Source organism: Stenotrophomonas sp. A3_2 (genome assembly GCF_036624925.1).
GTDB lineage: Bacteria > Pseudomonadota > Gammaproteobacteria > Xanthomonadales > Xanthomonadaceae > Stenotrophomonas > Stenotrophomonas hibiscicola.
Window position 1 is genome coordinate 35,631 of the sequence record NZ_JAZKVY010000333.1, and the last position, 25,027, is coordinate 60,657.

At 66.1% G+C, this 25,027-nt stretch carries 18 protein-coding genes and 1 riboswitch; of the genes, 9 read left to right on the top strand and 9 right to left on the bottom strand.

The genetic code is table 11. The features are described 5' to 3' along the window. Nucleotides 1-45: 45 nt before the first annotated feature. The 3 genes from R5H29_RS15990 to R5H29_RS16000 form a co-directional block, all read right to left on the bottom strand. On the bottom strand, nt 46-981 hold the full coding sequence (locus R5H29_RS15990; RefSeq protein ID WP_332329444.1) for a FecR domain-containing protein: 936 nt from the start codon (nt 979-981) through the stop codon (nt 46-48). Between the two features lie 104 nt (nt 982-1,085). Next, on the bottom strand, nt 1,086-1,586 hold the full coding sequence (locus R5H29_RS15995) for an RNA polymerase sigma factor (RefSeq protein WP_014038389.1): 501 nt from the start codon (nt 1,584-1,586) through the stop codon (nt 1,086-1,088). 71 nt (nt 1,587-1,657) lie between these two features. Then, nucleotides 1,658-2,131: a hypothetical protein gene (locus R5H29_RS16000; protein ID WP_026347269.1), complete on the bottom strand. Its 474-nt coding sequence runs from the start codon at nt 2,129-2,131 to the stop codon at nt 1,658-1,660. Nucleotides 2,132-2,315: 184 nt separating this feature from the next. On the opposite strand from R5H29_RS16000, the gene ppa reads away from it, so the two are divergent. Further along, nucleotides 2,316-2,852 carry an inorganic diphosphatase gene (gene ppa, locus R5H29_RS16005; protein ID WP_005410935.1) on the top strand — a complete coding sequence of 179 codons (537 nt, stop codon included), beginning with the start codon at nt 2,316-2,318 and terminating at the stop codon, nt 2,850-2,852. 152 nt (nt 2,853-3,004) lie between these two features. Beyond that, complete coding sequence (locus R5H29_RS16010; protein WP_134731345.1) at nt 3,005-4,126, top strand: HDOD domain-containing protein; 1,122 nt, start codon at nt 3,005-3,007, stop codon at nt 4,124-4,126. A 178-nt stretch (nt 4,127-4,304) separates the two neighbouring features. On the opposite strand, the gene R5H29_RS16015 is transcribed toward R5H29_RS16010, so the two are convergent. From R5H29_RS16015 to thiC, 5 genes are all read right to left on the bottom strand, one after another. Continuing rightward, nucleotides 4,305-7,169 carry a TonB-dependent receptor domain-containing protein gene (locus R5H29_RS16015; RefSeq protein ID WP_171952672.1) on the bottom strand — a complete coding sequence of 955 codons (2,865 nt, stop codon included), beginning with the start codon at nt 7,167-7,169 and terminating at the stop codon, nt 4,305-4,307. A 49-nt stretch (nt 7,170-7,218) separates the two neighbouring features. Further along, nucleotides 7,219-8,118 (bottom strand): helix-turn-helix transcriptional regulator, encoded by a 900-nt coding sequence (locus R5H29_RS16020; RefSeq protein ID WP_019662034.1) that lies wholly within the window; start codon nt 8,116-8,118, stop codon nt 7,219-7,221. 115 nt (nt 8,119-8,233) lie between these two features. Next, nucleotides 8,234-10,558: a winged helix-turn-helix domain-containing protein gene (locus tag R5H29_RS16025; protein ID WP_134735219.1), complete on the bottom strand. Its 2,325-nt coding sequence runs from the start codon at nt 10,556-10,558 to the stop codon at nt 8,234-8,236. A gap of 259 nt (nt 10,559-10,817) precedes the next feature. After that, entirely contained in the window at nt 10,818-11,489 is a 672-nt protein-coding gene (locus tag R5H29_RS16030) for an ion channel (RefSeq protein ID WP_019662036.1), read from the bottom strand. A gap of 93 nt (nt 11,490-11,582) precedes the next feature. Next, entirely contained in the window at nt 11,583-13,427 is a 1,845-nt protein-coding gene (thiC, locus tag R5H29_RS16035; RefSeq protein ID WP_332329445.1) for a phosphomethylpyrimidine synthase ThiC, read from the bottom strand. Nucleotides 13,428-13,509: 82 nt separating this feature from the next. Then, nucleotides 13,510-13,610: riboswitch (TPP riboswitch) on the bottom strand. Between the two features lie 245 nt (nt 13,611-13,855). Between thiC and R5H29_RS16040 the strand changes: the two genes are divergently transcribed. Then, nucleotides 13,856-15,433 carry a BCCT family transporter gene (locus tag R5H29_RS16040; RefSeq protein ID WP_332329446.1) on the top strand — a complete coding sequence of 526 codons (1,578 nt, stop codon included), beginning with the start codon at nt 13,856-13,858 and terminating at the stop codon, nt 15,431-15,433. A 634-nt stretch (nt 15,434-16,067) separates the two neighbouring features. On the opposite strand, the gene ggt is transcribed toward R5H29_RS16040, so the two are convergent. Next, on the bottom strand, nt 16,068-17,786 hold the full coding sequence (gene ggt, locus R5H29_RS16045; protein WP_332329447.1) for a gamma-glutamyltransferase: 1,719 nt from the start codon (nt 17,784-17,786) through the stop codon (nt 16,068-16,070). A gap of 659 nt (nt 17,787-18,445) precedes the next feature. On the opposite strand from ggt, the gene ilvC reads away from it, so the two are divergent. From ilvC to R5H29_RS16075, 6 genes are all read left to right on the top strand, one after another. Next, on the top strand, nt 18,446-19,420 hold the full coding sequence (gene ilvC, locus R5H29_RS16050; protein WP_332329448.1) for a ketol-acid reductoisomerase: 975 nt from the start codon (nt 18,446-18,448) through the stop codon (nt 19,418-19,420). A 39-nt stretch (nt 19,421-19,459) separates the two neighbouring features. Continuing rightward, nucleotides 19,460-21,196: an acetolactate synthase 2 catalytic subunit gene (gene ilvG, locus R5H29_RS16055; RefSeq protein WP_058983527.1), complete on the top strand. Its 1,737-nt coding sequence runs from the start codon at nt 19,460-19,462 to the stop codon at nt 21,194-21,196. Then, nucleotides 21,180-21,431: an ACT domain-containing protein gene (locus tag R5H29_RS16060; RefSeq protein WP_005410947.1), complete on the top strand. Its 252-nt coding sequence runs from the start codon at nt 21,180-21,182 to the stop codon at nt 21,429-21,431. Before ilvG ends, R5H29_RS16060 begins: the two co-directional genes overlap by 17 nt. Before the next feature lie 96 nt (nt 21,432-21,527). Then, the gene (locus R5H29_RS16065) at nt 21,528-22,619 is read left to right on the top strand and encodes a threonine dehydratase (protein WP_332329449.1); all 1,092 of its coding nucleotides are present in this window, start codon (nt 21,528-21,530) and stop codon (nt 22,617-22,619) included. Further along, nucleotides 22,616-24,202 (top strand): 2-isopropylmalate synthase, encoded by a 1,587-nt coding sequence (locus R5H29_RS16070; RefSeq protein WP_332329450.1) that lies wholly within the window; start codon nt 22,616-22,618, stop codon nt 24,200-24,202. The genes R5H29_RS16065 and R5H29_RS16070 overlap by 4 nt, the downstream gene beginning before the upstream one ends. 10 nt (nt 24,203-24,212) lie before the next feature. After that, nucleotides 24,213-24,992, top strand: coding sequence for a methyltransferase domain-containing protein (locus tag R5H29_RS16075; protein WP_332329451.1), 780 nt, complete (start codon nt 24,213-24,215; stop codon nt 24,990-24,992). Nucleotides 24,993-25,027: the final 35 nt, after the last annotated feature.

Genomic DNA, 25,027 nt, shown 5'->3' on the forward strand with positions numbered 1-25,027 from the left:
TGGTGGGTGCCGCCCGTTGGTCGGCACCGGGGCATCGGCGTGGATCTACCGATGGACGATGGCGACGCCTAGCGGCAGCCGGGTCACCTGCAATCCAGCCGTCGCGGCCAGCGCATCCAGCGCCTGTTCCGGGCGGTCGATGCGCAACGCCGCGCTTACCGCCGGCAGCTGCGATAGATCGCCGCGCACGAAGGTCGGGCCGGCGCGATAACGCCCCACCCATTGCACGGCGTCGGCGACGCTGGCCTGCTCCAGCAGCAGCTCGCCCTGCCGCCACGCGCCGACGCTGTCGGCAGCCACATCCCGCAGGCGCGTCACGCCGCTGTGCTCGCCATAGACCGCACGCTGGCCCACCTGCAGATAAGTCCAGCCACCGTCGGCCGGGCTGGCCACGCGCACCCTGCCCTGCCCGACCTGGGTTTCAACCTGGTCATCGCCGCGCGCGACGGTGAACGCGGTCGAGATGTCCTCGATCACGCCGTTGCCCGCACGCACGCTGAAACGTCGCTGCGCATCCGGGCTGACCTCGAACCAGGCACGCCCACGCAGCAGCTCGATCTCGCGTGCATGTGCATTGAAGCGCACGGCAATCGCACTGTCCGCATCCAGCACTGCGCGGCTGCCATCGGGCAATTGCACGTTCTGCGCGACGTGCGTGCTGCGATGGTCGGCCTGCAGCCGCAACCAGGCCTCCGGCCATGCCACCAGCATCGCCAGCGCGGCTGCAGCGGCCATCGCCCAGCGCATTCGATGCGGCCGCAGGCGTTCGGCGGGCTGGACCTGCGGGCGTGGCCCGACACTGCGCCACAGCGCGCGCTCGTGTTCGAAGGCACGGCGGTGCCCGGGTTGTGCCAGCCAGCGCTCGAACTCGTGCATGCGCCCTTCGCCGATGTCACCCGAGGCCAGCCACGCGATCCAGCCCCGGGCCTGTTCGGCCAGGGCATCGTCATTGGCGGCGGGCAGCGTGTTCGGCGGGCTCATCGGCTGGCGGACAGGCGCATTCAAGCGCGGGCGGAGGAACTAGACCGCATCCACGGTCCAGTGATCAAGACGTTTCAGCGAGGGCCAGCCCCAAGCCGGGGCCATCATCGGCCGCTGCGTGCCCAGGCCAGGCGCTGCAGGGCGGTGCGCACATGGTTTTCGACGGTCGTCACCGACACCCCGAGACGGCGGGCGATCTCGGCCTGGGTCAGGCCCTGCAGGCGGTTGAGCCGGAAGATGGTGCGGGTCGGCTCCGGCAGGTGCCCCGCCGCATCAAGCACCCGCTGCAGTTCGTCCTGTGCCATGGCCTGTTCCTCGGTCGAGATGACCTCGTCCGGCCCCCACAGGTAGTGGTCGGCCAGCAGGCGGTTGCGCCGGGTCGATTCGCGGCCGTGGTCGGTGGCCAGGTTGGCGGCCAGCCGGTACAGATAGGCCCGCGGGTTGTCGATGGCCTGGCTGTCGTCGACCCCACGGGCCTTGAACCACACCGCCTGGATCACATCCTCGGCGCCATTGTCGCCGCCGAGGATGCGCTGCACCCGGCGCAGCAGTGCCGGCCGCTCACGGATCAGCAGTTCGGTAAGGGAGGCGGCATTGGAGGACATGCGCAGAACGGGACGACAGACGGAAGGCGCCGCGCATGCTACTCCGTTAATGAGAATCAGTCACGTTCGCATCAGTGGATGCAGCCGGTCAGCCCGTCATAGGTGCTCTCCGACGTGCCGGGCAACGGATCATGCAGCGGATTACGGGCCGCCAGCGCTGCATGGAAGGCCTCCACCGGGGTGCCAGGCACCAGCGGCAGCGGGCACAACCAGGTCGGTTGCCGGGCTACGATCGCACCGTCGTTCCGCGAGACGGCCAGGTCACTGGCGGCAAATGCCCACAGGCACTCATGCACCGTGCCGCGCACCGCGTCCACCGAACAGCGCAGGCGCAGCGCCCGGATGTCGCTGTACTCACCCTCGCAGAAGGTGTCGCCGCAGATCGCGTCGAACCCGTGCTGCAGACGCCCTTCCAGGGCAAAGAAGCGGTCCCAGTTGGCTTCCTGGTGCGGATAGTCGATCAGGTCCACGTAGGGAAAAGCGTGGGCGGCGGGCGCGATCAGCAGCGTGCAGAACAGTCCGAGTGACAAGGCGGATGGTTTCATGCGGGAACTCCTCGGGTAGGTACATCCAGCCTGCGCGCGCGCGCCGCCCGGCCCCATCGGTCAACCCCGGCCCGCCGGGTCGGCGCCTTCCTCGCCCTGCCGTCAGCCCCCTCCCCTGCACAGCGCCCGGCAAAGGCATAAAATGGGGGGCTATCCGTCTATATCCCCCACCTGGAGCACGACCATGGGTCTGGAACTCGTCTCGCCCGGCAAGAACCCGCCGGAAGAAATCAACGTCATCATCGAGATCCCGAAGGACTCGGAGCCGGTGAAGTACGAAGTGGACAAGGAAACCGGCGCGATCTTCGTCGACCGCATCCTGTCCACCCCGATGCGCTACCCCTGCAACTACGGCTACGTGCCGAGCACCCTGTGCGGCGACGGCGATCCGGCCGACGTGCTGGTGGTGCTGCCGCTGCCGCTGGTGCCGGGTTCGGTCGTGCGCTGCCGTCCGGTCGGCGTGCTGAAGATGAGCGATGAGGCGGGCAGCGACGAGAAGATCCTGGCCGTGCCGGTGTCGAAGATCTTCAGTGGCTACGCCCACGTGGAAGACATCGCCCAGGTGTCCAGCCACTGGCTGGAGCGCATCGGCCACTTCTTCGAGCACTACAAGGACCTGGAGAAGGGCAAGTGGGTCAAGCTCGACGGTTGGGGCGGCGCCGCTGAGGCCAAGCAGATCCTGATCGAGGCGCACCAGCGCCATCTCGACAGCAAGGCCTGAGCCTGACCCGGATCGCTCCGGCGGCACCCCGCCGGAGCGATGCGGGTCACGTTTCATGACGACGGCACATCACTCTTGCCGCCGTATTAGGTAAATTGCGTCACTTCACACGTCGTCGACATCCATCGTCGAGACAGCCAGGGGAATGTGTCGTGCGTATTCTGCTTGTTGGGGATGCAGCCAGCCTGCCGGCTGAGCTGACCGAATTCATTGCCGATCTTGGGGAAGACTGGCAGCCGCTGACCGCCACCGATGGCCAGACCGCGATGACCGCGGTGGCCACGCAGGGCGTGGATGCGGTGATCGTCTGCCCGCAGCTGCCGGATCTCAATGCCACCACGCTGCTGGGCCAGATCCGGACCTTGCGCCCGGAAACCATCCGCATTGCGCTGGTGGACGCCCAGCACGGCAACCGGCCGCCGCCGGCACGCCTGATCGGCGTGGCCCACCGCTTCCTGCCGTTGCCGCTGGCACCGGAAGTGTTGCTGGAAGCGCTGACCAGCCTGGAAGAGCTGCGTGAAGTGCTGGACAGCCCGCGCCTGCGCGACGCCATCGGCCGTATCGAGAAGCTGCCCTCGCCGCCGCACCTGTACCTGAGCCTGACCCAGGCACTGGAACATGACGACGACGCCGACAGCGCCGACGTCGCCAAGCTGGTGGCCGCTGATCCGGCGATCGCGGCCAAGGTGCTGCAGCTGTCGAACTCGGCGTTCTTCAGCCAGGGCCGCACCATCGCCGACCTGCGCACCGCCGTGACCCGCCTCGGCCTGTCGACGCTGCGCGATCTGGTACTGGCCAGCGAGGTGTTCTCGGCACCGACACTGTCCACGGCCGAGCGCAATTCACTACAGCAGCGCGCCCTGCTCGCCTCGCGGCTGGCGGCACGCCTGCTGCCCGAATCCAGCGCCGAACTGGGCGCGACCGCCGCGCTGCTGGCCGACATCGGCCTGCTGCTGCCCGGCGTGCGCAACGAGCGCAGCGAACCATCGCTGACCGGTGACACCCGCCCGGGCCACGCCGAAGCCGGTGCCTATCTGCTCGGCCTGTGGGGCCTGCCGATGCCGATCATCGAAGCGGTCGCGTTCCATCTGCAGCCGCAGCGTGCCAATACACGCAGCTTCTGGGTGACCGGCGCAGTGCACGTGGCACTGGCACTGGTCAATGGTGATCCGGTGGACGAGGACTACCTGCAGCGCGCAGGTGTTCTCAACAGGCTGCCGCAGTGGCGGGAGCATGCCAATGCGTTGATGGGACTGGTACCCAGCGAGGCTTGAGGCACCGCCCAGGGCGAGTTCGCAGGGAATGAAAGGCAGGCCGGATGGCCTGCCTTTTCCGTTGTGCCTGAAGAACCATCCACGCATGGCGTGGATCTCCTCAGTCGGTGCAGCGCACAAACAAGAAGGGCGGACCTTGCGGCCCGCCCTCCTCTTTCTGCTGTGACGCTTCGATGGATCAGAAGCGCTGGGTGTACTTCATGTAGTAGAAACGACCGATGTCGAAGCCACCGTAGTACGAGAAGCTCGAGTTCGGCTGGCTGTACATGACCGGGCCCTCGTGGTTGAACACGTTGTTGGCACCTGCCGAGATGGTGGCGTTCCAGGGAGTGTTGTAACGCACCTGCAGGTCGTGGAAGGTGTTCGAACCGGTGTTGCGGACCGGAATGGCCAGGGTGTAGGCCGAGGAGAAGTCCGGGTTGTTACACTCGGCGCCACCGGTGCGGTCGTAGGAACACTCTTCCTTCAGCCCGGAGTAGTAGCGCATGCCCCAGTTGACACCGAAGTTGCCCAGGCTCCAATCGATGTTCAGGTTCGAACGCACGCGGAAGTTGCCACCCCAGTCGCCAGTGCCCCAGCCGGTGTGCTGCTCGACGGCAGTCTGCTCTTCGTTGTCGCGCTTGTACTCCAGGTAATCGACGTAGGTGGTCTTCCAGTCGATGATGATGTTGCCGAAGGAGAACTCCGGCAGGCGGTACTTGATGCCCAGATCGTAACCAGCGGTTTCCTGGTAACCACCGTTGATCAGCGTGCGGGTGACGTCGGTCACCTGGGAGCCATTCTCCGGATCGCGGGTGACACGATCACACGCGTTGGCGTTGCCCAGAATGTAGCACTGGTTGAGGATCGAGGTAACCGACTCGGCCGCGATCACGTTGTCGATGCGGATCTTCCACCAGTCCAGGCTGATGTCCAGGCCCTGTACGAAGTTCGGGCTGTACACCAGGCCGACGGTCCAGGTCTTGGAGGTTTCCGGCAGCAGTTCGGCATTGGAGCCGGACAGGTAGGCGTAGTTGGACTGAGACCCCGGGCCAGTGGCATCGATACCGCCGGATGCTTCCTGGCGGAAGTTGGCCGGGACGGCACCGGCGCAGCGCGCGGCAACCTGCGGGTTACGTACCGCGGCACCGAACAGGGTGTCGCATGGATCGGTGTATTTGTCGAAGGTCTGCGAGGTGCCGCCGTACAGGTCAGCCACCGTCGGCGCACGGAAGCCCGTGGCGTAGGTACCGCGCACCAGCAGGTCATCGATCGGCTTCCACTTCAGGCCGAACTTGCTGTTGAAGGTGTTGCCGAAGGTGTTGTAATCCGAATAACGGCCGGCCATGTCGACCGACAGTTCCTTGGCGAACGGCAGGTCGGCCAGGATCGGCACGTTCAGCTCGAGGAAGAACTCGTTGAGCTTGTAGCCACCGGCGGTGGACGCACCGGCCAGGTCGGTGCTCAGGCCCGACTGCAGCAGCGCATCCGGGTTGTATTCGGCCTGCTCTTCGCGGTGCTCGTAGCCTGCTGCAAACGACAGGTCACCGGCCGGCAGGGTGAACAGCGCGCCGGACAGGTTGGCGCTGTAGACCTTGGAGGTGGTCAGCGACGTGTCGTGAGTCGGCAGGAAGAGATACTTCTGCAGATCCGGGTTGGACAGCGAACCAGCGCCGTCGATGCCATAACCAAGCAGCGGGTTCCACGGGGTGCAACCGGCGATGACCGCACCCGGGGCACCACAGTAAGCAACGCCGTTCTCGACGAACGACGGGCCGACGGCATTCTTCACGTTCGGGATGAACAGGTTGCCGGTGCCGGTCTTGGTGCCCTTGTTACGGTTGTAGACGTAACCGACATCCCAGTCGAAGTACTTATCGCCGAACTCGAACGAGCCTTCCAGGCCGGCCGAGAAGCGGAAGGTATTCAGCTCGGACTTGGTCTGGCGCGGCATTTCCCAGGTGCGACGCATGAAGTCGACATCCTGGTCCAGCGGGTTGAACGCACTGTCCTTGGACAGCTTGGTGCCATACGCGCTGGAGCGGTACGGGTAACCGGCGATCTGCTGCAGCGCCTCGCGTTCTGTATACAGAACGTTGGCGGTACCGCGGATGTTGTCGGTGAAATCGTACTGGCCGTTGGCGAACACAGAGCGACGCTTGATCCCGGTCGACAGATACATCTGCTGCGTCGGGTTGGACAGGTCGGCGTTGGTCAGCTCATGGTAGTTGGCAAAATCGGTCGGATCGGCGCCAGGGTTCACGACGTAGTTCTTGCCGCCGTTGACCAGTACGCCCTTCTCGGTGATCGCCGACCAGCCGTTGGCGTCATCTTCGGTCGGGAACGGATGACGTGGGCCGTTGGCATAGGCGCTGAAGCGGCGGTCCTTGGCCAGCACCGGCTTCTCGTCGCTGTACTCGGCACCCAAGGTCAACGAGCCACGGTCGTTGGTCATGCCGTAGACGAAGTTGTAGGTTTCCTTGTCACCGTCGCCCTGGCCGTACTGGCCGCGGTAGACGCTGGCTTCCAGGCCATCGAAGTTCTTGCGGGTGATGATGTTGACCACGCCGGCAATGGCATCGGAGCCGTAGATGGCCGATGCGCCGTCGGTCAGCACTTCCACGCGCTCGACGATCGAGGTCGGGATCGAGGCCAGATCGGTGTAACCGCCGGAGCTGACGCCCATGCGCTTGCCGTCCAGCAGTACCAGGGTGCGCTGCGGGCCGAGGTTGCGCAGGTCAACGTACTGGCCGCCGACTTCTTCGCCCGAGCTCAGGGCATCGGCGCGGCTGATCGCCGGCGAGCCGGTTGCCGACAGGTTCTGCACGATGTCGGCAACGCTGGTGAAGCCCTGCTTTTCAATGTCGGCGCGCTGCAGCGCGATGACCGGCTGCGCGGTTTCCATGCTCGCCTGGCGGATGCGCGAACCGGTAACCGAAATGCGGTCCAGGTCGGTCGTGCCGCCGGCAGCTGCGTCCTGCGCCGAAGCGAAGGACGGTGCCAAGGCAAGCGCAATGCCGGCCGGCAACAAGCCGAGCCGCACTGCAGGAATACGAACGTTCATCAATCTCTCCAAGGTACGTGTTAGTAGCGTGTTAAAACGCCCCAGCACGTTACGATTGCGTTGCGACGCTGCATTTGCGCGACCCAACCGGAGAGTTTGCAGAATGTGGCGGCAGCAGCCCGCCGTTCTCACGGAAGCGCGAAGCCGACTGCCCGTAACGGGCGCGGAAGGCCCTGGCGAAGCTGCAGCAGTTGTCGAAACCGCTGGCGGCAGCAACTTCGCCCACCATCATGTCGGTATCGCGCAACAGATCGGCCGCCCGTTCCAGGCGCAACCGTGCCGAAAGCGACTGCGGACTTTCCTCGTAGAGGCTCTGGAAGGTCTTGGAGAGATACCAGCTGGAGAAGTTGGTCAGTTCAGCCAGTTCACCGATGCGCACCACGCGGTGGCTGTTGCCTTCCAGGTACAGGCGGGCGCGCTGCATGCGGCCAAACACCTGGCGCTTGCGGCTGCGCGAGCGACCCGGGCAACGCTGCACGTTGTCGGCCAGCCCGCGCTGCAGGCCCGCCAGATGCAGCAGCAGCGGGCGCAATGCCTCCGCCGGCTGGCCACTGGCCAGCGCATCGCGCCACAGGCGCAGCGCAACACGTGCATCGCCGCGGTTCATGCGACCACGCCCGGCATACAGGCCACAGTCGGCCATCTCGGCCAGCACGCGCAGCGCTTCGACGGTGAGGTTCAGGCCCAGGCACAAACCGTTGCGACCGGCCTGCACCAGCGGCCGCGATTCCTTCTCGAAGGCGATCCACTCGCCCTGGCGCAAACGGAAGCGTCCTTCCTTGGCTTCCACCCAGGAACTGCCGCGCACCTGCATCCACACAGTGAAGCTGCTGCCTGCGGTCTGCAGACTGCCCAGCCGGGCAACGCCCAGGCAGGTCGGCGCGACGTCGTCCAGGGCCTTGTCGAGGGAGATGGTTTGGCCGCGATCGGCCAGCGAGAGTTGACGCATGGGGGCACCACGGATTTGCCTAGTACAGGCCTCCGTTTTGCCCAATCTGGTGGGACCTCGTCAGGAAAGACTGCCGAGATCGCCACGAATTCGTGGCGAGAACCACACGAAAAAATTACGAAGAGAAATTCTTCTTCAAAATCAACATTCTGGAGAAGGCAGGGAACAGCGCCGGGGCTTGCTCGGGCAGCCGCATGATGCCGATGTCAGCGCCGTCACTGACCGCCAGCGCCACGTAGAGATCGCGCCCGTTGGCGCTGGCACTGAGTCCATTGCCCGCGCTGAGCCGCTGCGGATCAAGGCAGCGTTCCGGCACTTCGGTACCGTCCTGGATCAGGACCAGGGTCGTGCCGCACTGCGTGGACGTGCCGAGGTAACCGATGCCACCGTTCCCCACGACGGTCCAGGTGCGATAGCGCCACCGACTCGGCAGGTCTTCAGTGATCTGCCGCACACTGGCCGGTGACAGTGCCGGATCGACCGACCACAGCCCACCAGCGGCGAGGCGCGTGAACAGCACCCGTCCGCTGGCGCGATCAAAACGTGCCTGCGACACCCCATCAATGCTGGCCAGCCGGCGCCAGGGGTGAGAGCTGCGGTCGAACAGGCTCAAGCGCGTGCGCTGGTCGGCATCCCGCTCCACCACCAGCAGCTGGTCATCGCCGGCCCCGTAAAGCGCCTGCAGCGGTTGTTCGGCGGGCACCGGCAGTGGCTGCAGCCGCTCATCACGCGGCGAGATTTCGTAGACCACGGTACGTCCATGGTCATCGCGGCCAACCACCAGCAGGTGCCGGCTGTCGGCGGCCCAGTCCGGTGCCTGCCGGGCCTCCGGCCGCAGGCCTTCGATCAGCCGCAGCGAGTCCGGCCGCTGCATGTCAGCCCACCACAAGGCGAAACTGCCGGAGCGATCGGAGGTGAAGGCCAGCTGGCGGCCATCGGGCGCGGCCATCGGCTGACCATCACGGCCACTGGACGCGAACAGTCGTTCCGCACGTCCTCCCTCGATCGGAACCTTGAACACGCCGAACTGCGCCCGCCGGTGGACAAACGCCAGCACGTTGCCATGGCGGGATACCGCAGGCCACTGCGCATCATCCAGGCCAGCGTCGCGCAGCGTGCGGCGCTCGACGTCGAGGTAGTACAGGCGAACTTCACTGTCCACGCGACGGCCGAACACGATGGTGCGCCCATCCCCCAGCCAGGCCCAGCCTCGCTGCTCGGCCGCTTCATTGGTCAGCTGCTCGGGGGTACCGCCGCCGGCGGGCATCCGCCACAGATCACCCATCTGCGGATTGCGCACGAACACCAGCCACTTACCGTCTGGCGAGTAGCGCGGCGCATAGTCGAAATCATCGGCATCGACGCGGTAATCCAGCTCACGCCATTGGCCACTGGCCAGATCCAGCACGCGGATGCCGCGATGCGCATAGCGTCCGACCATGCTGCCGAACACCAGCCCCCGGCCATCCGGGGTCCAGTCAAAACTGAGCAGCTCGGTGCCGTCGCAGCGGGTTGCCTGGCGCACGGCACCACCTGTGGCACTGGCGATCAGCACCTGGCAGCCGCCTCCGGCGCTGAATCGTGCAAACGCGATCTCGCGCCCATCCGGCGACCAGCTCGGGAAACGGTCGTTGGCACCGGCCGGAGGCGTCAGCAACTGGCGCGCGGGCGCATTGCCCGAGGTCTGCACCTTGATCGCACCGCCGTCCCCCCCGTCGTCGTTGGCCCCTTCGTAGGCCACCTGGGAACCGTCGGGCGAAAGTGTTGGATACGTCTCAAAACCACTGGTCGCGGTGATCAGCCGGTAAGGCCGCTGCGGGCTGCCGATCACGCGAACGCCGTTCTCCACGGCCGCATCAACCGGTGAACTGGCTTCCGGCGGCTGCCGCAACAGCAGCATCGTCAGCACGATCACCGTGCCAAGCATCAATATGCCGATTGCCAACAGTACCTGGCGCCGGACCCGTCGCCACGCCCGGCGAAGCCCCGGCACCGGCACCGTACCGACCGCGGCCCTGCCACCGGCGTCCGCGGGCGGCAACGGAAGATCGGCCAGCTCGCCGCTGTCCACGGCAGCCTCAGGCGCCTCCAGCACCTGCACCGGCACCAGCAGCCGATAACCGCTCTTGGCGATGGTCTCGATATAGGTCTGGCCGTTGTCGTCGTCGTTGGCGAATGCCTTGCGCAGCTGCGTGACGGCCTGGGTCAGCACGTCATTGGTGGGCAGCGTGTCGGGCCACACTTCGGCAAACAGCTCCTCGCGGGTGACCACGCGGCCGGGCTGCCGCAGCAGAACGCGCAGCACACCCAGCGCTTTCGGCGTCAGCCGGCGCGGACGACGCGCACCTTCAACTTCGACCTCTCGCGAGGACAAAGTGACGACGCATTCGCCAACCTGGATACGGTCAGCCTCGGGCGGCAGGATTTCGCTGCTGTTCATTTTCCGGGATACAGTAGGGACGGGCCTGGGCAGGTTTCACCAGCAATACCGCCCCCAACCGGGGACAACAAAAAGCCAGATTCCGCACACAGCATCGGCGCATACCGCAAAAACAATGAAGCGGGCGAATACTAGCCTATGCGGGTTACCTCGCCTATCGCGTGGTCGACATCCAGGCTCTCTCTCGCCGACGCATTCACATAATTTGCTGCACCATTCGCGCCCTGCGGGGCGCGGAATTTTTATCTGGCGTTCATTTTCACACGCGCCGCAGCATGGTCAATCCAACCAGTCGCGAAACCACCAAAGCCACGTACATCACGCCTGAAAACTGCTCCAGCATGACCAGGGCACGCGCCTGCGGATGCAGGGGTACTACGTCGCTCAAGCCAACACCCGAGAGCAAACTGAAGCTCAGATAAAGCAGTTCCATCCAGGTGCGCTGTGCACCGCCGCCGGAGCCCTGGAAACTGCCCGGATACCATTGTTGGCACACGGCAAAAGCAAATGCGAAGGCCCAGGCCAGCAGCGTGAATGTGGCGCCTGCGGCGAACAGTTCATCGCGGGTGACTTTATGGTCCTGGAGCATGTAGGCAATGAGCGCACCGGCCGTATAGAAGTACAGCAGGCTCTCCAGCAGTTGCGCGGTGGTCAGCAGCGCAGTGCGGTCCAGCAGTGCACCGGCCAGCGAGAACACCACCGAGGGAATGGCCAGCAGCAGTGCCAGCCAGGTGCCCAGCGGGCTGCGTTGCACCACCCACAATGCCAGGCCCAGCACCGCCATGCCGAACATGCCCAGCGCCGCGCGGCCCGCAGCGGTGTCATCCAGCGCGGGGTACAGCAGCACCGCGATCAGCTGGGCGCCCAACAGCCAGGCCGAAGGATGACGGCGGGCAATGGCCAGCCAACGGGTGGTGATGGCAACAGGCATGGCGTCCTTTCCCCAGGAAGATGGGCGGAGGATAGCCGGGAGCGGCGTGATGAGCGGTAGTGCCGGCCGCTGGCCGGCACCCCCGCTTCCGCATCACCCCTGGCGGTAGACCTCGGCACCGGCCGCGCGGAACTCCGCCGACTTCTCCTTCATGCCGGCTTCGGCGTAGTCACGCACATCCTGGGTGATCTTCATCGAACAGAAGTGCGGGCCGCACATCGAGCAGAAGTGGGCCAGCTTGTGCGCATCCTTCGGCAGCGTCTCGTCATGGAACTCCTTGGCCTTCTCCGGATCCAGGCCGAGGTGGAACTGGTCTTCCCAGCGGAACTCGAAACGTGCCTTGCTCAGCGCGTTGTCGCGCACCTGCGCGCCCGGATGCCCCTTGGCCAGGTCGGCTGCGTGCGCGGCAATGCGATAGGCCATGATGCCGTCGCGCACATCCTGGCGGTTGGGCAGGCCAAGGTGCTCCTTCGGCGTCACGTAGCAGAGCATCGCCGTGCCGAACCAGCCGATCATCGCCGCACCGATCGCGCTGGTGATGTGGTCGTAGCCCGGCGCGATGTCGGTGGTCAGCGGGCCCAGCGTATAGAACGGCGCCTCGCCGCACTCGCGCAGCTGCTTGTCCATGTTCTCCTTGATCAGCTGCATCGGCACATGGCCGGGGCCTTCGATCATGGTCTGCACATCATGCTTCCAGGCGATCTTCGTCAGCTCACCCAGCGTTTCCAGCTCACCGAACTGCGCGGCGTCGTTGGCATCGGCGATGCAGCCCGGGCGCAGGCCGTCACCCAGCGAGAGGGTCACGTCATAGGCCTTCATGATCTCGCAGATGTCTTCGAAATGCGTGTAGAGGAAATTCTCCTTGTGGTGCGCCAGGCACCACTTGGCCATGATCGAGCCACCCCGGCTGACAATGCCGGTCACGCGCTTGGCGGTGAGTGGCACGTAGCGCAGCAGCACGCCAGCGTGGATGGTGAAGTAGTCCACGCCCTGCTCGGCCTGCTCGATCAGCGTGTCGCGGAAGATCTCCCAGGTAAGCGCCTCGGCACGGCCGTCAACCTTCTCCAGCGCCTGGTAGATCGGCACGGTACCGATCGCCACCGGCGAATTGCGGATGATCCACTCGCGGGTTTCGTGGATGTGCTTGCCGGTGGACAGGTCCATCACCGTGTCACCGCCCCAGCGGATCGCCCACACCAGCTTTTCCACTTCCTCGGCAATGCCGGAGGACACGGCACTGTTGCCGATGTTGGCGTTGATCTTGGTCAGGAAGTTGCGGCCGATGATCATCGGCTCGCTTTCCGGATGGTTGATGTTGTTGGGCAGCACCGCGCGGCCGCGTGCGATCTCGTCGCGCACGAATTCGGGTGTGATCACCTTCTGGATTGAAGCACCGAACGACTCGCCCGGGTGCTGCTGCAGCAGGCCGGCATCGCGGACCGCGTCGAGCCGCTGGTTCTCGCGGATGGCGACGAACTCCATTTCCGGCGTGATGATGCCGCGCCGCGCATAGTGCATCTGGGTGACGTTCGCGCCGGCTCGCGCACGGCGTGGCAGGCTGCGCGCAGGGAACCGCACGGCATCGAGTTTCGGGTCATGCTCGCGGTCGCGGCCGAACGAAGAACTCAGTCCTTCGAGCTGTTCGGTATCGCCGCGTTCCTCCACCCAGCCGCGGCGCAGCGCCGGCAAACCGGCCGACAGATCGATGCGCACCTCCGGATCGGTGTACGGACCGGACGTGTCGTAGACCGTGACCGGTGCGTTCTCTTCGCCGCCGAACAGGGTCGGCGTGCGGGTCAGCGCGATCTCGCGCATCGGCACCAGCAGATCCGGGCGCGAGCCGGCCACGTGTATCTTGCGCGATCCGGGAATGGGCCGGGTCACGGATTCGGAGAGTTGCTGGGCCTGTTGCTGCAGGGCGGAGAGCTGTGCGTTCATCGGGCATCGTCCAGGAAGGTCAGGGACGAAGCGGCGGCGCACTGCGACCCCGCGCGGACGGTCCTTGGGCGGAATCCGGGCATGGCTGCACTGCAAAGCTTCCCTACGCCGGTATGAGCCGGATCAGGTTCCAAGGGACTGTCTCAACCGTGGCCACATGGCCCGGTACCCCCGCTTCTTGGTGTGCATTAGAGCACAGAACGTGCTGTAGCCCATGGCTGTTCCATCCACGCACGGCGTGGATCCGCTGTTTCTGTATTAACAGAACCGTGACATCGCATTCAGTAACGTGCACGCGCATCGTGCCGCTGCGGCCGGTGTTTCCTCGCCGCCTTCGCGGCCCCTGCCCGGTCTGTGCTGCATGTCGCCGGCCCCTCGCAGCAAGCTCTGCTCGCTCCCCTCAATCCCTTGATCGGAGAAGCCCCTTCATGGTGTTTCGCGTTTCCATTGCACTGGTTCTGCTGCTGGTGCTGCTCGCCGGTGTTGCACCAGGTCCCTTCAATACCGTGGTGCAGAGCATCCTCGGCGAACTCATCCGCGGCATCGGCTGGCTCTACCTGCTGGTCGTGTTCCTGGCCCTGGTATTCCTGATGTACCTGGCCTTCGGCCGCTTCGGCAACCTGCGCATCGGCGGAGAGGACGCCGAACCGGAGTTCTCGCGGGCCAGCTGGATGTCGATGCTGTTCGCCGCTGGCATGGGCATCGGTCTGGTGTTCTGGGGCGCCGCCGAGCCCATTTCGCACTTCAGCAAGCCACCGGAGGGGCTGGCGCCCGAAAGCATGGACGCCGCGCGCGCCGCCATGCGCTATGCGTTCTTCCATTGGGGCCTGCACCCCTGGGCCATCTATGCGCTGATCGGCCTGGCAATGGCCTGGTTCCAGTTCAACCGCAACGGCCGTGGCCAGATCAGCGATATGTTGCAACCGATCATCGGCCGTCACCATCGTGGCTGGATCGGGCATATGGTCAACATCTCCGCGGTCGTCGCCACCGCGGTTGGCGTGGCTACAGCACTGGGCTTCGGCACGGTACAGATCGCGGCCGGCGTGGAACGCGTGTTCGGCGTGCAGGCGGGCGTGCCGCTGCAGCTGACCATCATCGCAGTGGCTTTCGTACTGTACATGGCGTCCACGCTCAGCGGCGTCGGCCGCGGCATGAAATGGCTGTCCAACTTCAACCTTGCATTGGCTGCACTGCTGCTCGCGCTGGTGCTGGTACTCGGCCCGACTGGCGCGATCTTCAACACCTTCACGACGACGTTGGGCTCCTATCTCAATCAGCTGGTGACGATGAGCCTGCGCATGTCACCGTTCTCGTCCAGCACCTGGGTCGCGGACTGGACGATCTTCTACTGGGCCTGGTGGATCTCCTGGGCACCGTTCGTGGGTTCGTTCATCGCGCGCATCTCGCGCGGGCGCAGCGTGCGCGAGTTCGTGATCGGCGTGGTGCTGGCACCGACGCTGCTGGGCTTCTTCTGGTTCTCGGTGTTCGGTGGCACCGCGATCTGGATGCAGATCTTCGGCCAGGCCGACCTGCTGCAGGCACTGGGCAACGGCTATGAAACGGTGCTGTTCACCATGTTCGACAGCATGCCGCTGCCGTTGCTGCTGTCGTGCATTGCGCTGGTGCTACTGATGATCTTCTTCGTGACCTCGGCTGATTCTGCGGTACTTGTGCTGGCCAGCATGTCCACGGACGACGCGGGCGAGCCATTGCGCAAGCACAAAGTGGCGTGGGGTGTCGGCATTGCGCTCGTGGCGGGTTCCTTGCTGTTGGCAGGGGGACTGGAGGCGCTGCAGGGCATGATCACCATCGCTGCGCTGCCGTTCGCGCTGCTGATGCTTCTTGTGATGGTGTCCCTGTACCGGGTGCTGGACCAGGAATACACCCGGGAGCGGCGGCAGGCGCAGCGCCAGCGGCACATGATCGATGCGTGGATTGCACGCGAGATGGCGGCGCAGGAGGAAACCCAGGCGGAGGCAGCGCGCGCGCACGATCAGGATTGAGGGGGTTTTGCAGCCTGCGGCTGCACCGCTTTTTTCAAGCAACGGCAACAACAACTTCAAAAGCGGCTCTGGATTTCTGCTGGTCTGGCGGTGAGGGGGCCGATGGCGGGACACGCCGCAAGTACGTCCCTGTAGGCTCGGCCACGGCATCCATGCCGTGGACGGTCCCGCCATCGGCCCCCTCACCGCCTCCGACAATTTCCCGGTGACGGCAGTAGATCCACGCCATGCATGGATCAGGTGTATCGGAAAACAAGAAGGGGTCGGATCCGTTTTCCTTCGGAAAACGGGTCCGACCCCAACCCACAGCGCGCGGCTGTTGCTGTTGCCTTTGCTCTTGATCTTCTTCTTTCTCTTCCTGAGGTGGCGGCCGCAGGAAACTGTCCGTGGCCGGGCGGGTGGGTTGGCTGGGGGCGTGAGCCGCATGGGCCCGAGGCATGCCTCGGGCGGGTTGGGCCGGATGCCCAACCCCGGTCTTGCCGTGTGCGCAGGACAGTGCACACGAGCAAGCGGCGACCGAGCTTACATGGACGTACTTGCAGCGGCCCCCAGACAATCCACCCGCCCGGCCAAACCAAGCATCACTGAAACCCTCACCACCGCAGAGGGGGCCCAGCCCGGTGGCCGGAAAACCTCAATACCCCGCCGCCTGCCCATCCTTGCGGCTCTCCGAAGCACCGTAGTAAACCCCGGTCTCGGGATCACGCATGATCGCCTGGTACCCGCCATACGGGCCATCGGCGAACACGATGCGATGCCCCTTGCGCATCAGCGCGCGCACCGTCTCGTACGGGAAGCCGGTTTCCAGATTCACTTCACCACCGTCGGTCATCGCCGTGGCCTGACCCGTCGGTTCAGTCGAGCCTTCGTGCTGGATGCGCGGCGCATCACCGGCTTCCTGCAGGTTCATGCCGAAGTCCACCAGGTTCATCACGATCTGCGCGTGGCCCTGCGGCTGCATCGCGCCGCCCATCACGCCGAAGCTGGCATACGGCTTGCCACCCTTGGTAATGAACGCCGGAATGATGGTCTGGAAGGGGCGCTTGCCCGGCGCATAACCGTTGGGATGATTCTTCTGCAACACGAACATCTCGCCACGATCCTGCAGGATGAAGCCCAGCCCCGGCGGCGCCATGCCGCTGCCCATGCCGCGGTAGTTGGACTGGATCAGCGAGACCATCATGCCGTAGGCATCGGCCACGGTCATGTAGATCGTGTCGCCCTCCTCCAGCTGCTTCGGTGTGCCCGGCTGCACTTCCTTCAACGCCTTGTCCATCGAGATCAGCGCGCGGCGCTGCGCGGCGTACTCCTTGGAGATCAGCTTCTGCACCGGTGCCGGCTGGAATGCCATGTCGGCGTAGAAGCGTGCACGGTCGGCGAAGGCCAGCTTCTTCGCTTCAACGAACAGGTGCACATGCTCCGGTGAACCGAACGGGATCTTCGAGAAATCGTAGCCTTCCAGCACGTTGAGTATCTGCAGCGCAGCGATGCCCTGGCTGTTCGGCGGCAGCTCCCACACGTCGTAGCCACGGTAGTTGCTGCTGACCGGCTCGACCCATTCACCGTGGTGCTCGGCCAAGTCCTGATAGCTCAGGTAGCCACCGTTGGCCTTGAAATAGGCGCCGATGGTGCGGGCGATGTCACCCTTGTAGAAGGCGTCGCGTCCGCCATCGGCGATCTTCTGCAGCGTGCTGGCCAGATTCGGGTTCTTCCACATCTCGCCCTTGCGCGGGGCGTGGCCGTTGATCGTGAACTGCTCCTTGAAGCCCGGGTACTGCGACAACTTCGGTACCGAGCGGTCCCAGTAGTAGGCGATCACTTCGGCCACCGGGTGGCCCTCGCGGGCGTAGCGGATGGCCGGCGCCAGGTTGTCGGCCATCGGCTTGCGACCGAAGCGATCGTGCAGTGCGAACCAGCCGTCGACCGCGCCAGGTACCGACACCGGCAGCGGGCCGGTGGCCGGGATGTCCTTCAGGCCACGGCGCTGGAACTCGGCCAGGGTGAGCGATTTCGGCGAGCGCCCGGAGCCGTTGTAGCCATAGAGCTTCTGCGTCTTCGGGTCCCAGACGATGGCGAACAGGTCGCCGCCGATGCCGTTGCCGGTGGGCTCCATCAGGCCCAGCGCTGCGTTGGCCGCGATGGCGGCATCCACCGCCGAGCCACCGCCCTTCATCACGTCCAGCGCGATCTGGGTGGCCAGCGGCTGCGAGGTGGCGGCCATCGCATGGGGGGCGATCACCTCCGAACGGGTGGCGAAGGTGTGGCCGGTAATGCGGTCGGCGGCAAAGGACAGCGCGGGCACGGCAGCCAGCACGGCGGCGGCGATCAGGGAACGGGCAAGGCGTCGGGACACGGTCGGGTTCCGATGGACGGGTGGTTCCCCGATCTTCGCCGCTGCGGCCTTCACGCGGTATCGGACAGACGTCATGGACGTTGATCCTGGGGTGGAAGAATCCAACGGATTCCGCGCAAAAACCGCCCAGAAAGGAGTGAATTCGGGTTCACCGAAACACTTTCAGCAGCAACCATTCTTGTGCCGCAAGCGATTGCGCTGGATTCACTGGAAACCGATAAAAAAACCGGCGCGAGGGTTGACACCGCCAAAACGGCTGTGTTTCTCTCGATCACATGTTGCATCACAACACGCCACTGCGAACCCACATTGAAGCCGCCGACACCGGCGCCGCCTCGCTGCGTTCGATTCTTGTGCTCGTACTTATTACCCAGCCACCAGGTGCGGGACGAGCCAGCGTGTAAGCAACAAACACACCGGAACTCATCAAAACCCGCACCCGCCCCGGTGCGGGTTTTTTCATTTCAGGACCTGGTTTCAGACGCAACCACCATGACCAACGCTCAGTGCAACGCCCGGCCCCAGACCACCACCACGCCTCGTGGTGGCTGTGCCTGTGCGATGCGCAGCGCCTCCTCCACCGCTTTCCCCTGACCGGCCGGTACGTCACCTCGACGACCGGCCGTTCTTTTTTCTTCCCACCGCAAGGAACCTCCCCCATGAGCACCAACGACCTGCCCCAGACCAAGATCGCCGTCATCGGCTACGGCAGCCAGGGCCGCGCCCACGCACTGAACCTGCGCGAATCCGGCTTCGACGTGGTGGTAGGCCTGCGTCCGGGCGGCCCGACCGAGGTGAAGGCGCAGGCCGATGGCTTCGCCGTCAAGGCGCCTGCCGATGCAGTGAAGGACGCCGACCTGGTCGCCGTGCTGACCCCGGACATGGTGCAGAAGAAGCTGTACGACGACGTGCTGGCACCGAACATGAAGCAGGGTGCGGTGCTGTTGTTCGCGCACGGCCTGAACGTTCATTTCGACATGATCAAGCCGCGCGAGGACCTGGACGTGGTGCTGGTCGCGCCCAAGGGCCCGGGCGCGCTGGTCCGCCGCGAGTATGAAATCGGCCGCGGCGTGCCGTGCATCTGGGCGGTCTACCAGGACAAGAGCGGCAAGGCGGCTGAGTACGCCCTGGCCTATGCAGCCGGCCTCGGCGGCGCCCGCGCCAACCTGATCCAGACCACCTTCAAGGAAGAGACCGAAACTGATCTGTTCGGCGAGCAGGCGGTGCTGTGCGGTGGCGCTTCGGCGCTGGTGCAGGCGGGCTTCGAGACCCTGGTGGAAGCCGGTTACCAGCCGGAAATCGCCTATTACGAAGTGCTGCACGAACTGAAGCTGATCGTGGACCTGTTCTACGAAGGTGGCATCTCGCGCATGCTGGAGTTCATCTCCGAGACCGCGCAGTACGGCGACTACGTCAGCGGCCCGCGCGTGATCGATGCCGGCACCAAGGCACGCATGAAGGAAGTGCTGAAGGACATCCAGGACGGTACCTTCACCAAGAACTGGGTGGCCGAGTACGAAGCGGGCCTGCCGAACTACAACAGGTTCAAGCAGGCCGACCTGGAGCACCCGATCGAGAAGGTGGGCAAGGAACTGCGCGCCAAGATGGTCTGGTTGCAAGGACAGGCCGCGTAAACGCGCGGCCCTCCCCCACCCGCTTTGCAAGGTTCCCCCATGAACTCTTCGACACATCGCAGCGCGCCGCCCAACGGCGCGCGCTGGCTGACCCAGGCGCTGGAGGCCGAAGGCGTCCGCACGCTGTTCGGCTATCCAGGTGGCACCATCATGCCGTTCTACGACGCGCTGGTGGATTCGTCGCTGAAGCACATCCTGGTACGCCATGAGCAGGGCGCGGCTCTGGCCGCCAACGGCTTCGCCCGCGCCAGCAACCAGGTCGGCGTCTGCGTGGCCACATCCGGCCCGGGCGCCTCGAACCTGGTCACCGGCATTGCCGATGCGATGCTCGATTCGGTACCGATGGTCTGCATCACCGGCCAGGTCGGCACGCCGCTGCTGGGCACCGACGCCTTCCAGGAACTGGATGTGTTCGGCCTGACGATGCCGATCGTCAAGCACAGCTGGCTGGTGCGCAGCGTCGATGACCTGCCGCGCGTGGTGGCCGATGCGTTCCGCATTGCCCGTGAGGGTCGCCCCGGCCCGGTGCTGATCGACCTGCCCAAGGATGTGCAGTTGGCCGATGCCAGCCATCTGCCGGCGCATGTGCCCAGCAGCGTCGAACCGCCGCCGGCGCCGGCCGAGGCCGCCATCGCCGAGGCCATCGCCGCGCTGGCCGCAGCCGAGAAGCCGGTGGTCTACGCCGGTGGCGGCATCGCGCTGGGCGATGCCGTGCAGGACCTGCGCGACTTCGTCGAGGCCAGTGCCATCCCCACCGTGATGACCCTGCGCGGCCTGGGTGCCCTGCCGGCCAGCCATCCGCAGTCGCTGGGCATGCTGGGCATGCACGGCACTCGCGCGGCCAACATGGCGGTGCAGGAAAGCGACCTGCTGCTGGTGCTGGGGGCGCGTTTCGACGACCGTGCCACCGGCAAGCTGGCCGAGTTCGCCCCGTTCGCCCGTGTGGTCCACATCGATGCGGACGCCTACGAGATCTCCAAGCTGCGCAGCGCCGATGTCGCCGTGCCTGGCAACGTCGGTCACGCCATCCGCGCCCTGCGTGCGGCCTTCCCCTCCCCCAAGGCCCACCAGGAGGCGTGGCGCAAGCGCTGTGCGCAGCATCGCGATCGCTTCGCCGCACGCTACGACGCACCGGGCCAGCACATCTACGCACCGGCGTTGCTGAAGCGCCTGAGCGAGCTGGCCCCGGCCGATGCGGTGATCGCCTGCGATGTCGGCCAGCACCAGATGTGGGTGGCCCAGCACTGCCGCTTCAACCACCCGCGCAACCACCTGACCAGCGGCGCGCTGGGCACCATGGGCTTCGGCCTGCCGGCGGCGATGGGTGCGCAGTTTGCCTGCCCCGACCGCACCGTGGTGCTGGTGTCCGGCGATGGCAGCTTCATGATGAACGTGCAGGAGCTGGCGACCATCGCCCGCTGCCGCCTGCCGGTGAAGATCGTGCTGCTGGACAACAGTTCGCTGGGCATGGTGCGGCAGTGGCAGGAGCTGTTCTTCGCCGAGCGTTACAGCGAGATCGACCTGTCCGACAACCCGGACTTCGTGGCATTGGCGCAGGTGTTCGGCATCGCCGCCACCCGCATCGACAACCGCGACGACGTGGAAGGCGGCCTGGCCGCGCTGCTGGCCGAGCCGGGCCCGGCCCTGCTGCACGTGGCCATCGATGCACGCGCCAACGTGTGGCCGCTGGTGCCGCCGAACACCGCCAACAGCACGATGCTGGAAAGCAACCCCGCCCATGCCCGCCAGGAGACCCCCAATGCAATACCGGCTTGACCTGGTGCTGCACCCGGCCGAAGGCGCGCTGCTGCGCGTGATCGGCATGGCCGAACGTCGCGGCTTCGCGCCGCGTGCGATCAGCGGCGCGCCGGTAGCTGCCGACGATGGCCGCTGGCACCTGCAGCTGGTCGTGGATGGCCAGCGCCCGGCGGAAACGCTGTGCCGGCAGATCGAGAAGATCTACGACTGCGTGTCCGTACAGGTCACCGCCGTGGAAGGAGTATCGCCATGAACACCCGTACCGTAGCGACCACGGTGCCGGTACGGAGGCGTCTTCTTCGCCGCCCGTGCCCGCACGCGGCGGTCTTCGGCACCGCGCTGGTGGCCCATGCCGGCCGCTGATGCCAGCCAGGAAAGCGATGTCGGCGACGTAAGCGTTGCCGACGTTCTGGCAGCGCAGGCCCGCCTGCGCCGCTTCCTGCCGCCCACCCCGCTGCACCATGCCGAGCGCTTCGGTACCTGGCTGAAGCTGGAGAACCTGCAGCGCACCGGTTCCTACAAGGTGCGCGGCGCGTTGAACGCGCTGCTGGCCGGTCGCGAGCGCGGCGACACCCGCCCGGTGATCTGCGCTTCGGCCGGCAACCACGCCCAGGGCGTTGCGTGGGCGGCCTATCGCTTGGACGTGCCGGCGATCACGGTGATGCCGCATGGCGCGCCGGCGACCAAGATCGCCGGCGTCGCCCATTGGGGCGCCACCGTGCGCCAGCACGGTACCAGCTATGACGAGGCTTACGCCTTCGCGGTCGAACTGGCGCAGCGCCACGGCTACCGTTTCCTGTCCGCGTTCGACGATGCCGATGTGATTGCCGGCCAGGGCACGGTGGGCATCGAGCTGGCCGCGCACGCGCCGGACGTGGTGATCGTGCCGATCGGTGGCGGTGGCCTGGCCTCCGGCGTTGCACTGGCACTGAAATCACAGGGCGTGCGCGTGGTCGGCGCGCAGGTGGAAGGCGTTGATTCGATGGCACGTGCGATCCGCGGCGATGCCCGCGAGATCGCCCCCGTCGCCTCGCTGGCCGACGGCGTGCGGGTGAAGATCCCCGGCTTCCTGACCCGCCGCCTGTGCACCTCGCTGCTGGACGACGTGGTGATCGTGCGCGAAGCCGAGCTGCGCGAAACCCTGGTGCGGCTGGCGCTGGAAGAACACATCATCGCCGAGGGCGCCGGCGCGCTGGCGCTGGCTGCCGGCCGCCGCGTCGCCGGCCGCCGCAAGTGCGCGGTGGTGTCCGGCGGCAACATCGATGCCGGCGTGCTGGCCGGCCTGCTCACCGACATCCGGCCGCGCCCGCCGCGCAAACCGCGGCGACGGCGCAGCGAAACACCCCGCTCGCCCGCCAGGGCCAGCGCGCCGTCCTCCCCCACCTCTTCCCCTTCCCACCTGCAAGCCGCAACGCCCGCTGTCGAGGAGATTTCCCTGTGACCACCATCGAACGAATTACCACCCCGCGCATCCGCATCTTCGACACCACCCTGCGTGACGGCGAGCAGTCCCCCGGCTGCAGCATGAGCCCGCCGCAGAAGCTGGTGATGGCGCGTGCGCTGGACGAACTGGGCGTGGACGTCATCGAAACTGGCTTCCCGGCCAGCTCGCAGTCCGACCGCGAGGCGATGGCCCTGATCGGCCGTGAGCTGGGCCGCCCGAGCCTGAGCCTGGCGGTGCTGTCGCGCTGCCTGCAGGCCGATATCGAGACCTCGGCGCGTGCCCTGGAAGCTGCGGCCAACCCGCGCCTGCACGTGTTCCTGTCCACCAGCCCGCTGCACCGCGAGCACAAGCTGCGCATGACCCGCGAGCAGGTGCTGGAATCGGTACGCAAGCATGTATCGCTGGCACGCTCGTACATCGACGATGTCGAATTCTCGGCCGAGGATGCCACCCGCACCGAGCTGGACTACCTGATCGAAGTCTCGCGCGTGGCCATTGCCGCCGGCGCCACCACCATCAACCTGCCCGACACCGTCGGCTTCACCACGCCGGAAGAAATCCGCGCGATGTTCCAGCAGGTCATCGCCGGCGTGGCCGACGTTCCGAACGCCGCCAATGTTATCTTCAGCGCGCACTGCCACAACGACCTGGGCCTGGCCGTGGCCAACTCGCTGGCCGCCATCGAAGGTGGCGCGCGCCAGGTCGAGTGCACCATCAACGGCATCGGCGAGCGCGCCGGCAACTGCTCGCTGGAAGAGATCGCGATGGTGCTGAAGGTGCGCCAGGCCTTCTACGAGCAGGACAGTTCGATCAACACCCCGCGCATCGTCGGCACCTCGCAGCTGCTGCAGCGCCTGGTCGGCATGCCGGTACAGCGCAACAAGGCCATCGTCGGTGCCAATGCCTTTGCCCACGAATCGGGCATCCACCAGCACGGCATGCTGCGCCATCGCGGCACCTACGAAATCATGCGTCCGGAAGACGTGGGCTGGGAGGATTCGCAGATGGTGCTGGGCCGCCACAGCGGTCGCGCCGCCGTCGAAGCGCGCCTGCGCGCGCTGGGTTTCTGGCTGGACGAAGACGAACTGAAGCTGGTATTCGAGCAGTTCAAGGGCCTGTGCGAGCAGCAGCGCGTGGTCACCGATGCCGACCTGCAGACGCTGATGCAGGGCGGCTCCAATGCACAGGGCTACCGCTTGGCCTCGATGACCATCAGCGATGTGGGCAGCCGCGCCAACGCGCTGGTCGAACTGTCCGACCCGGACGGAAACCGCGTGGCCGAAACCGCACAGGGCGACGGCCCGGTCGATGCGCTGTTCGGCGCGCTGTCGGCCGCCACCGGCGTGCAGCTGATGCTGGACAGCTACCACGTGCACAGCGTCGGCATCGGCGCGGATGCGCGTGGCGAAGCCAACCTGAGCGTGCGCCACGAGGGCGTGGAGTACGACGGCACCGGCACCAGCAAGGACATCATCGAAGCCTCCGCGCTGGCCTGGCTGGATGTTGCCAATCGTCTGCTGCGCCAGCGCCAGGCCGCCGCCCACAGCAGCACCGACGTTCCCACCCCCGCCACCGCCTGAGGAACCCGCCATGAGCGCCTTCGACACCCCCACCCCGGCCAGCGCCGCTGGCCAGCAGTGGAATGCCCGGGACTATGCGATCGATGCCGGCTTCGTGCCTCTGCTCGGCGGCGCGGTCTCGCGCCTGCTCGAACCGCGCGCGGGTGAACGCATCCTCGACCTGGGCTGTGGCGATGGTGTGCTCAGCACCGAACTGGCGCTGAGCGGTGCGCGCATCCACGGCGTGGATGCCTCGCCGGAACTGGTGATCGCCGCCCGCGCGCGCGGTGTCGATGCCCAGGTGATGGACGGCCACGCACTGTCGTTCGACAGCGAGTTCGATGCAGTGTTCAGCAACGCGGCACTGCATTGGATGGGCACTCCCGACCGCGTGCTGGAAGGCGTGCGCCGCGCCCTGCGCCCCGGTGGCCGCTTCGTCGCCGAGTTCGGCGGCCATGGCAACGTGGCCACGATCATCGCGGCCGTGCAGGCCGCACGCGTGGCGCACGGCCATGGCGCCAGCGCCTTCCAGTGGTACTTCCCGACGGCCGATGCCTACGCCGACCGCCTGCGCCAGCATGGCTTCCAGGTGCAGCTGATCGAGTGCACGCCGCGCCCAACGGCATTGCCGACCGGCGTGGCCGGCTGGCTGCGCGTGTTCGCCGCGCCGCTGCTGGACGACCTGCCAGCCGAGGCACGCGCTACGGTGCGCGAGGCCGCGAGCGCGCTGCTGGCCGAGCTGCCGCGCAACGCCGCCGGCCAGCCGCTGGCGGACTATGTGCGGCTGCGCGTGCTCGCCCGCCGTCGCTGACTTGACCGTTCCGCCTTCTTTACTGATGTTCGCTA

Excerpts from the sequence above, each read along its gene's own strand:
- R5H29_RS15990 (WP_332329444.1), bottom strand. The coding sequence starts at position 981 with ATGAGCCCGCCGAACACGCTGCCCGCCGCCAATGACGATGCCCTGGCC.
- R5H29_RS15995 (WP_014038389.1), bottom strand. The coding sequence starts at position 1,586 with ATGTCCTCCAATGCCGCCTCCCTTACCGAACTGCTGATCCGTGAGCGG.
- R5H29_RS16000 (WP_026347269.1), bottom strand. The coding sequence starts at position 2,131 with ATGAAACCATCCGCCTTGTCACTCGGACTGTTCTGCACGCTGCTGATC.
- ppa (WP_005410935.1), top strand. The coding sequence starts at position 2,316 with ATGGGTCTGGAACTCGTCTCGCCCGGCAAGAACCCGCCGGAAGAAATC.
- R5H29_RS16015 (WP_171952672.1), bottom strand. The coding sequence starts at position 7,169 with ATGAACGTTCGTATTCCTGCAGTGCGGCTCGGCTTGTTGCCGGCCGGC.
- R5H29_RS16020 (WP_019662034.1), bottom strand. The coding sequence starts at position 8,118 with ATGCGTCAACTCTCGCTGGCCGATCGCGGCCAAACCATCTCCCTCGAC.
- R5H29_RS16025 (WP_134735219.1), bottom strand. The coding sequence starts at position 10,558 with ATGAACAGCAGCGAAATCCTGCCGCCCGAGGCTGACCGTATCCAGGTT.
- R5H29_RS16030 (WP_019662036.1), bottom strand. The coding sequence starts at position 11,489 with ATGCCTGTTGCCATCACCACCCGTTGGCTGGCCATTGCCCGCCGTCAT.
- thiC (WP_332329445.1), bottom strand. The coding sequence starts at position 13,427 with ATGAACGCACAGCTCTCCGCCCTGCAGCAACAGGCCCAGCAACTCTCC.
- R5H29_RS16040 (WP_332329446.1), top strand. The coding sequence starts at position 13,856 with ATGGTGTTTCGCGTTTCCATTGCACTGGTTCTGCTGCTGGTGCTGCTC.
- ilvC (WP_332329448.1), top strand. The coding sequence starts at position 18,446 with ATGAGCACCAACGACCTGCCCCAGACCAAGATCGCCGTCATCGGCTAC.
- ilvG (WP_058983527.1), top strand. The coding sequence starts at position 19,460 with ATGAACTCTTCGACACATCGCAGCGCGCCGCCCAACGGCGCGCGCTGG.
- R5H29_RS16060 (WP_005410947.1), top strand. The coding sequence starts at position 21,180 with ATGCAATACCGGCTTGACCTGGTGCTGCACCCGGCCGAAGGCGCGCTG.
- R5H29_RS16065 (WP_332329449.1), top strand. The coding sequence starts at position 21,528 with ATGCCGGCCGCTGATGCCAGCCAGGAAAGCGATGTCGGCGACGTAAGC.
- R5H29_RS16075 (WP_332329451.1), top strand. The coding sequence starts at position 24,213 with ATGAGCGCCTTCGACACCCCCACCCCGGCCAGCGCCGCTGGCCAGCAG.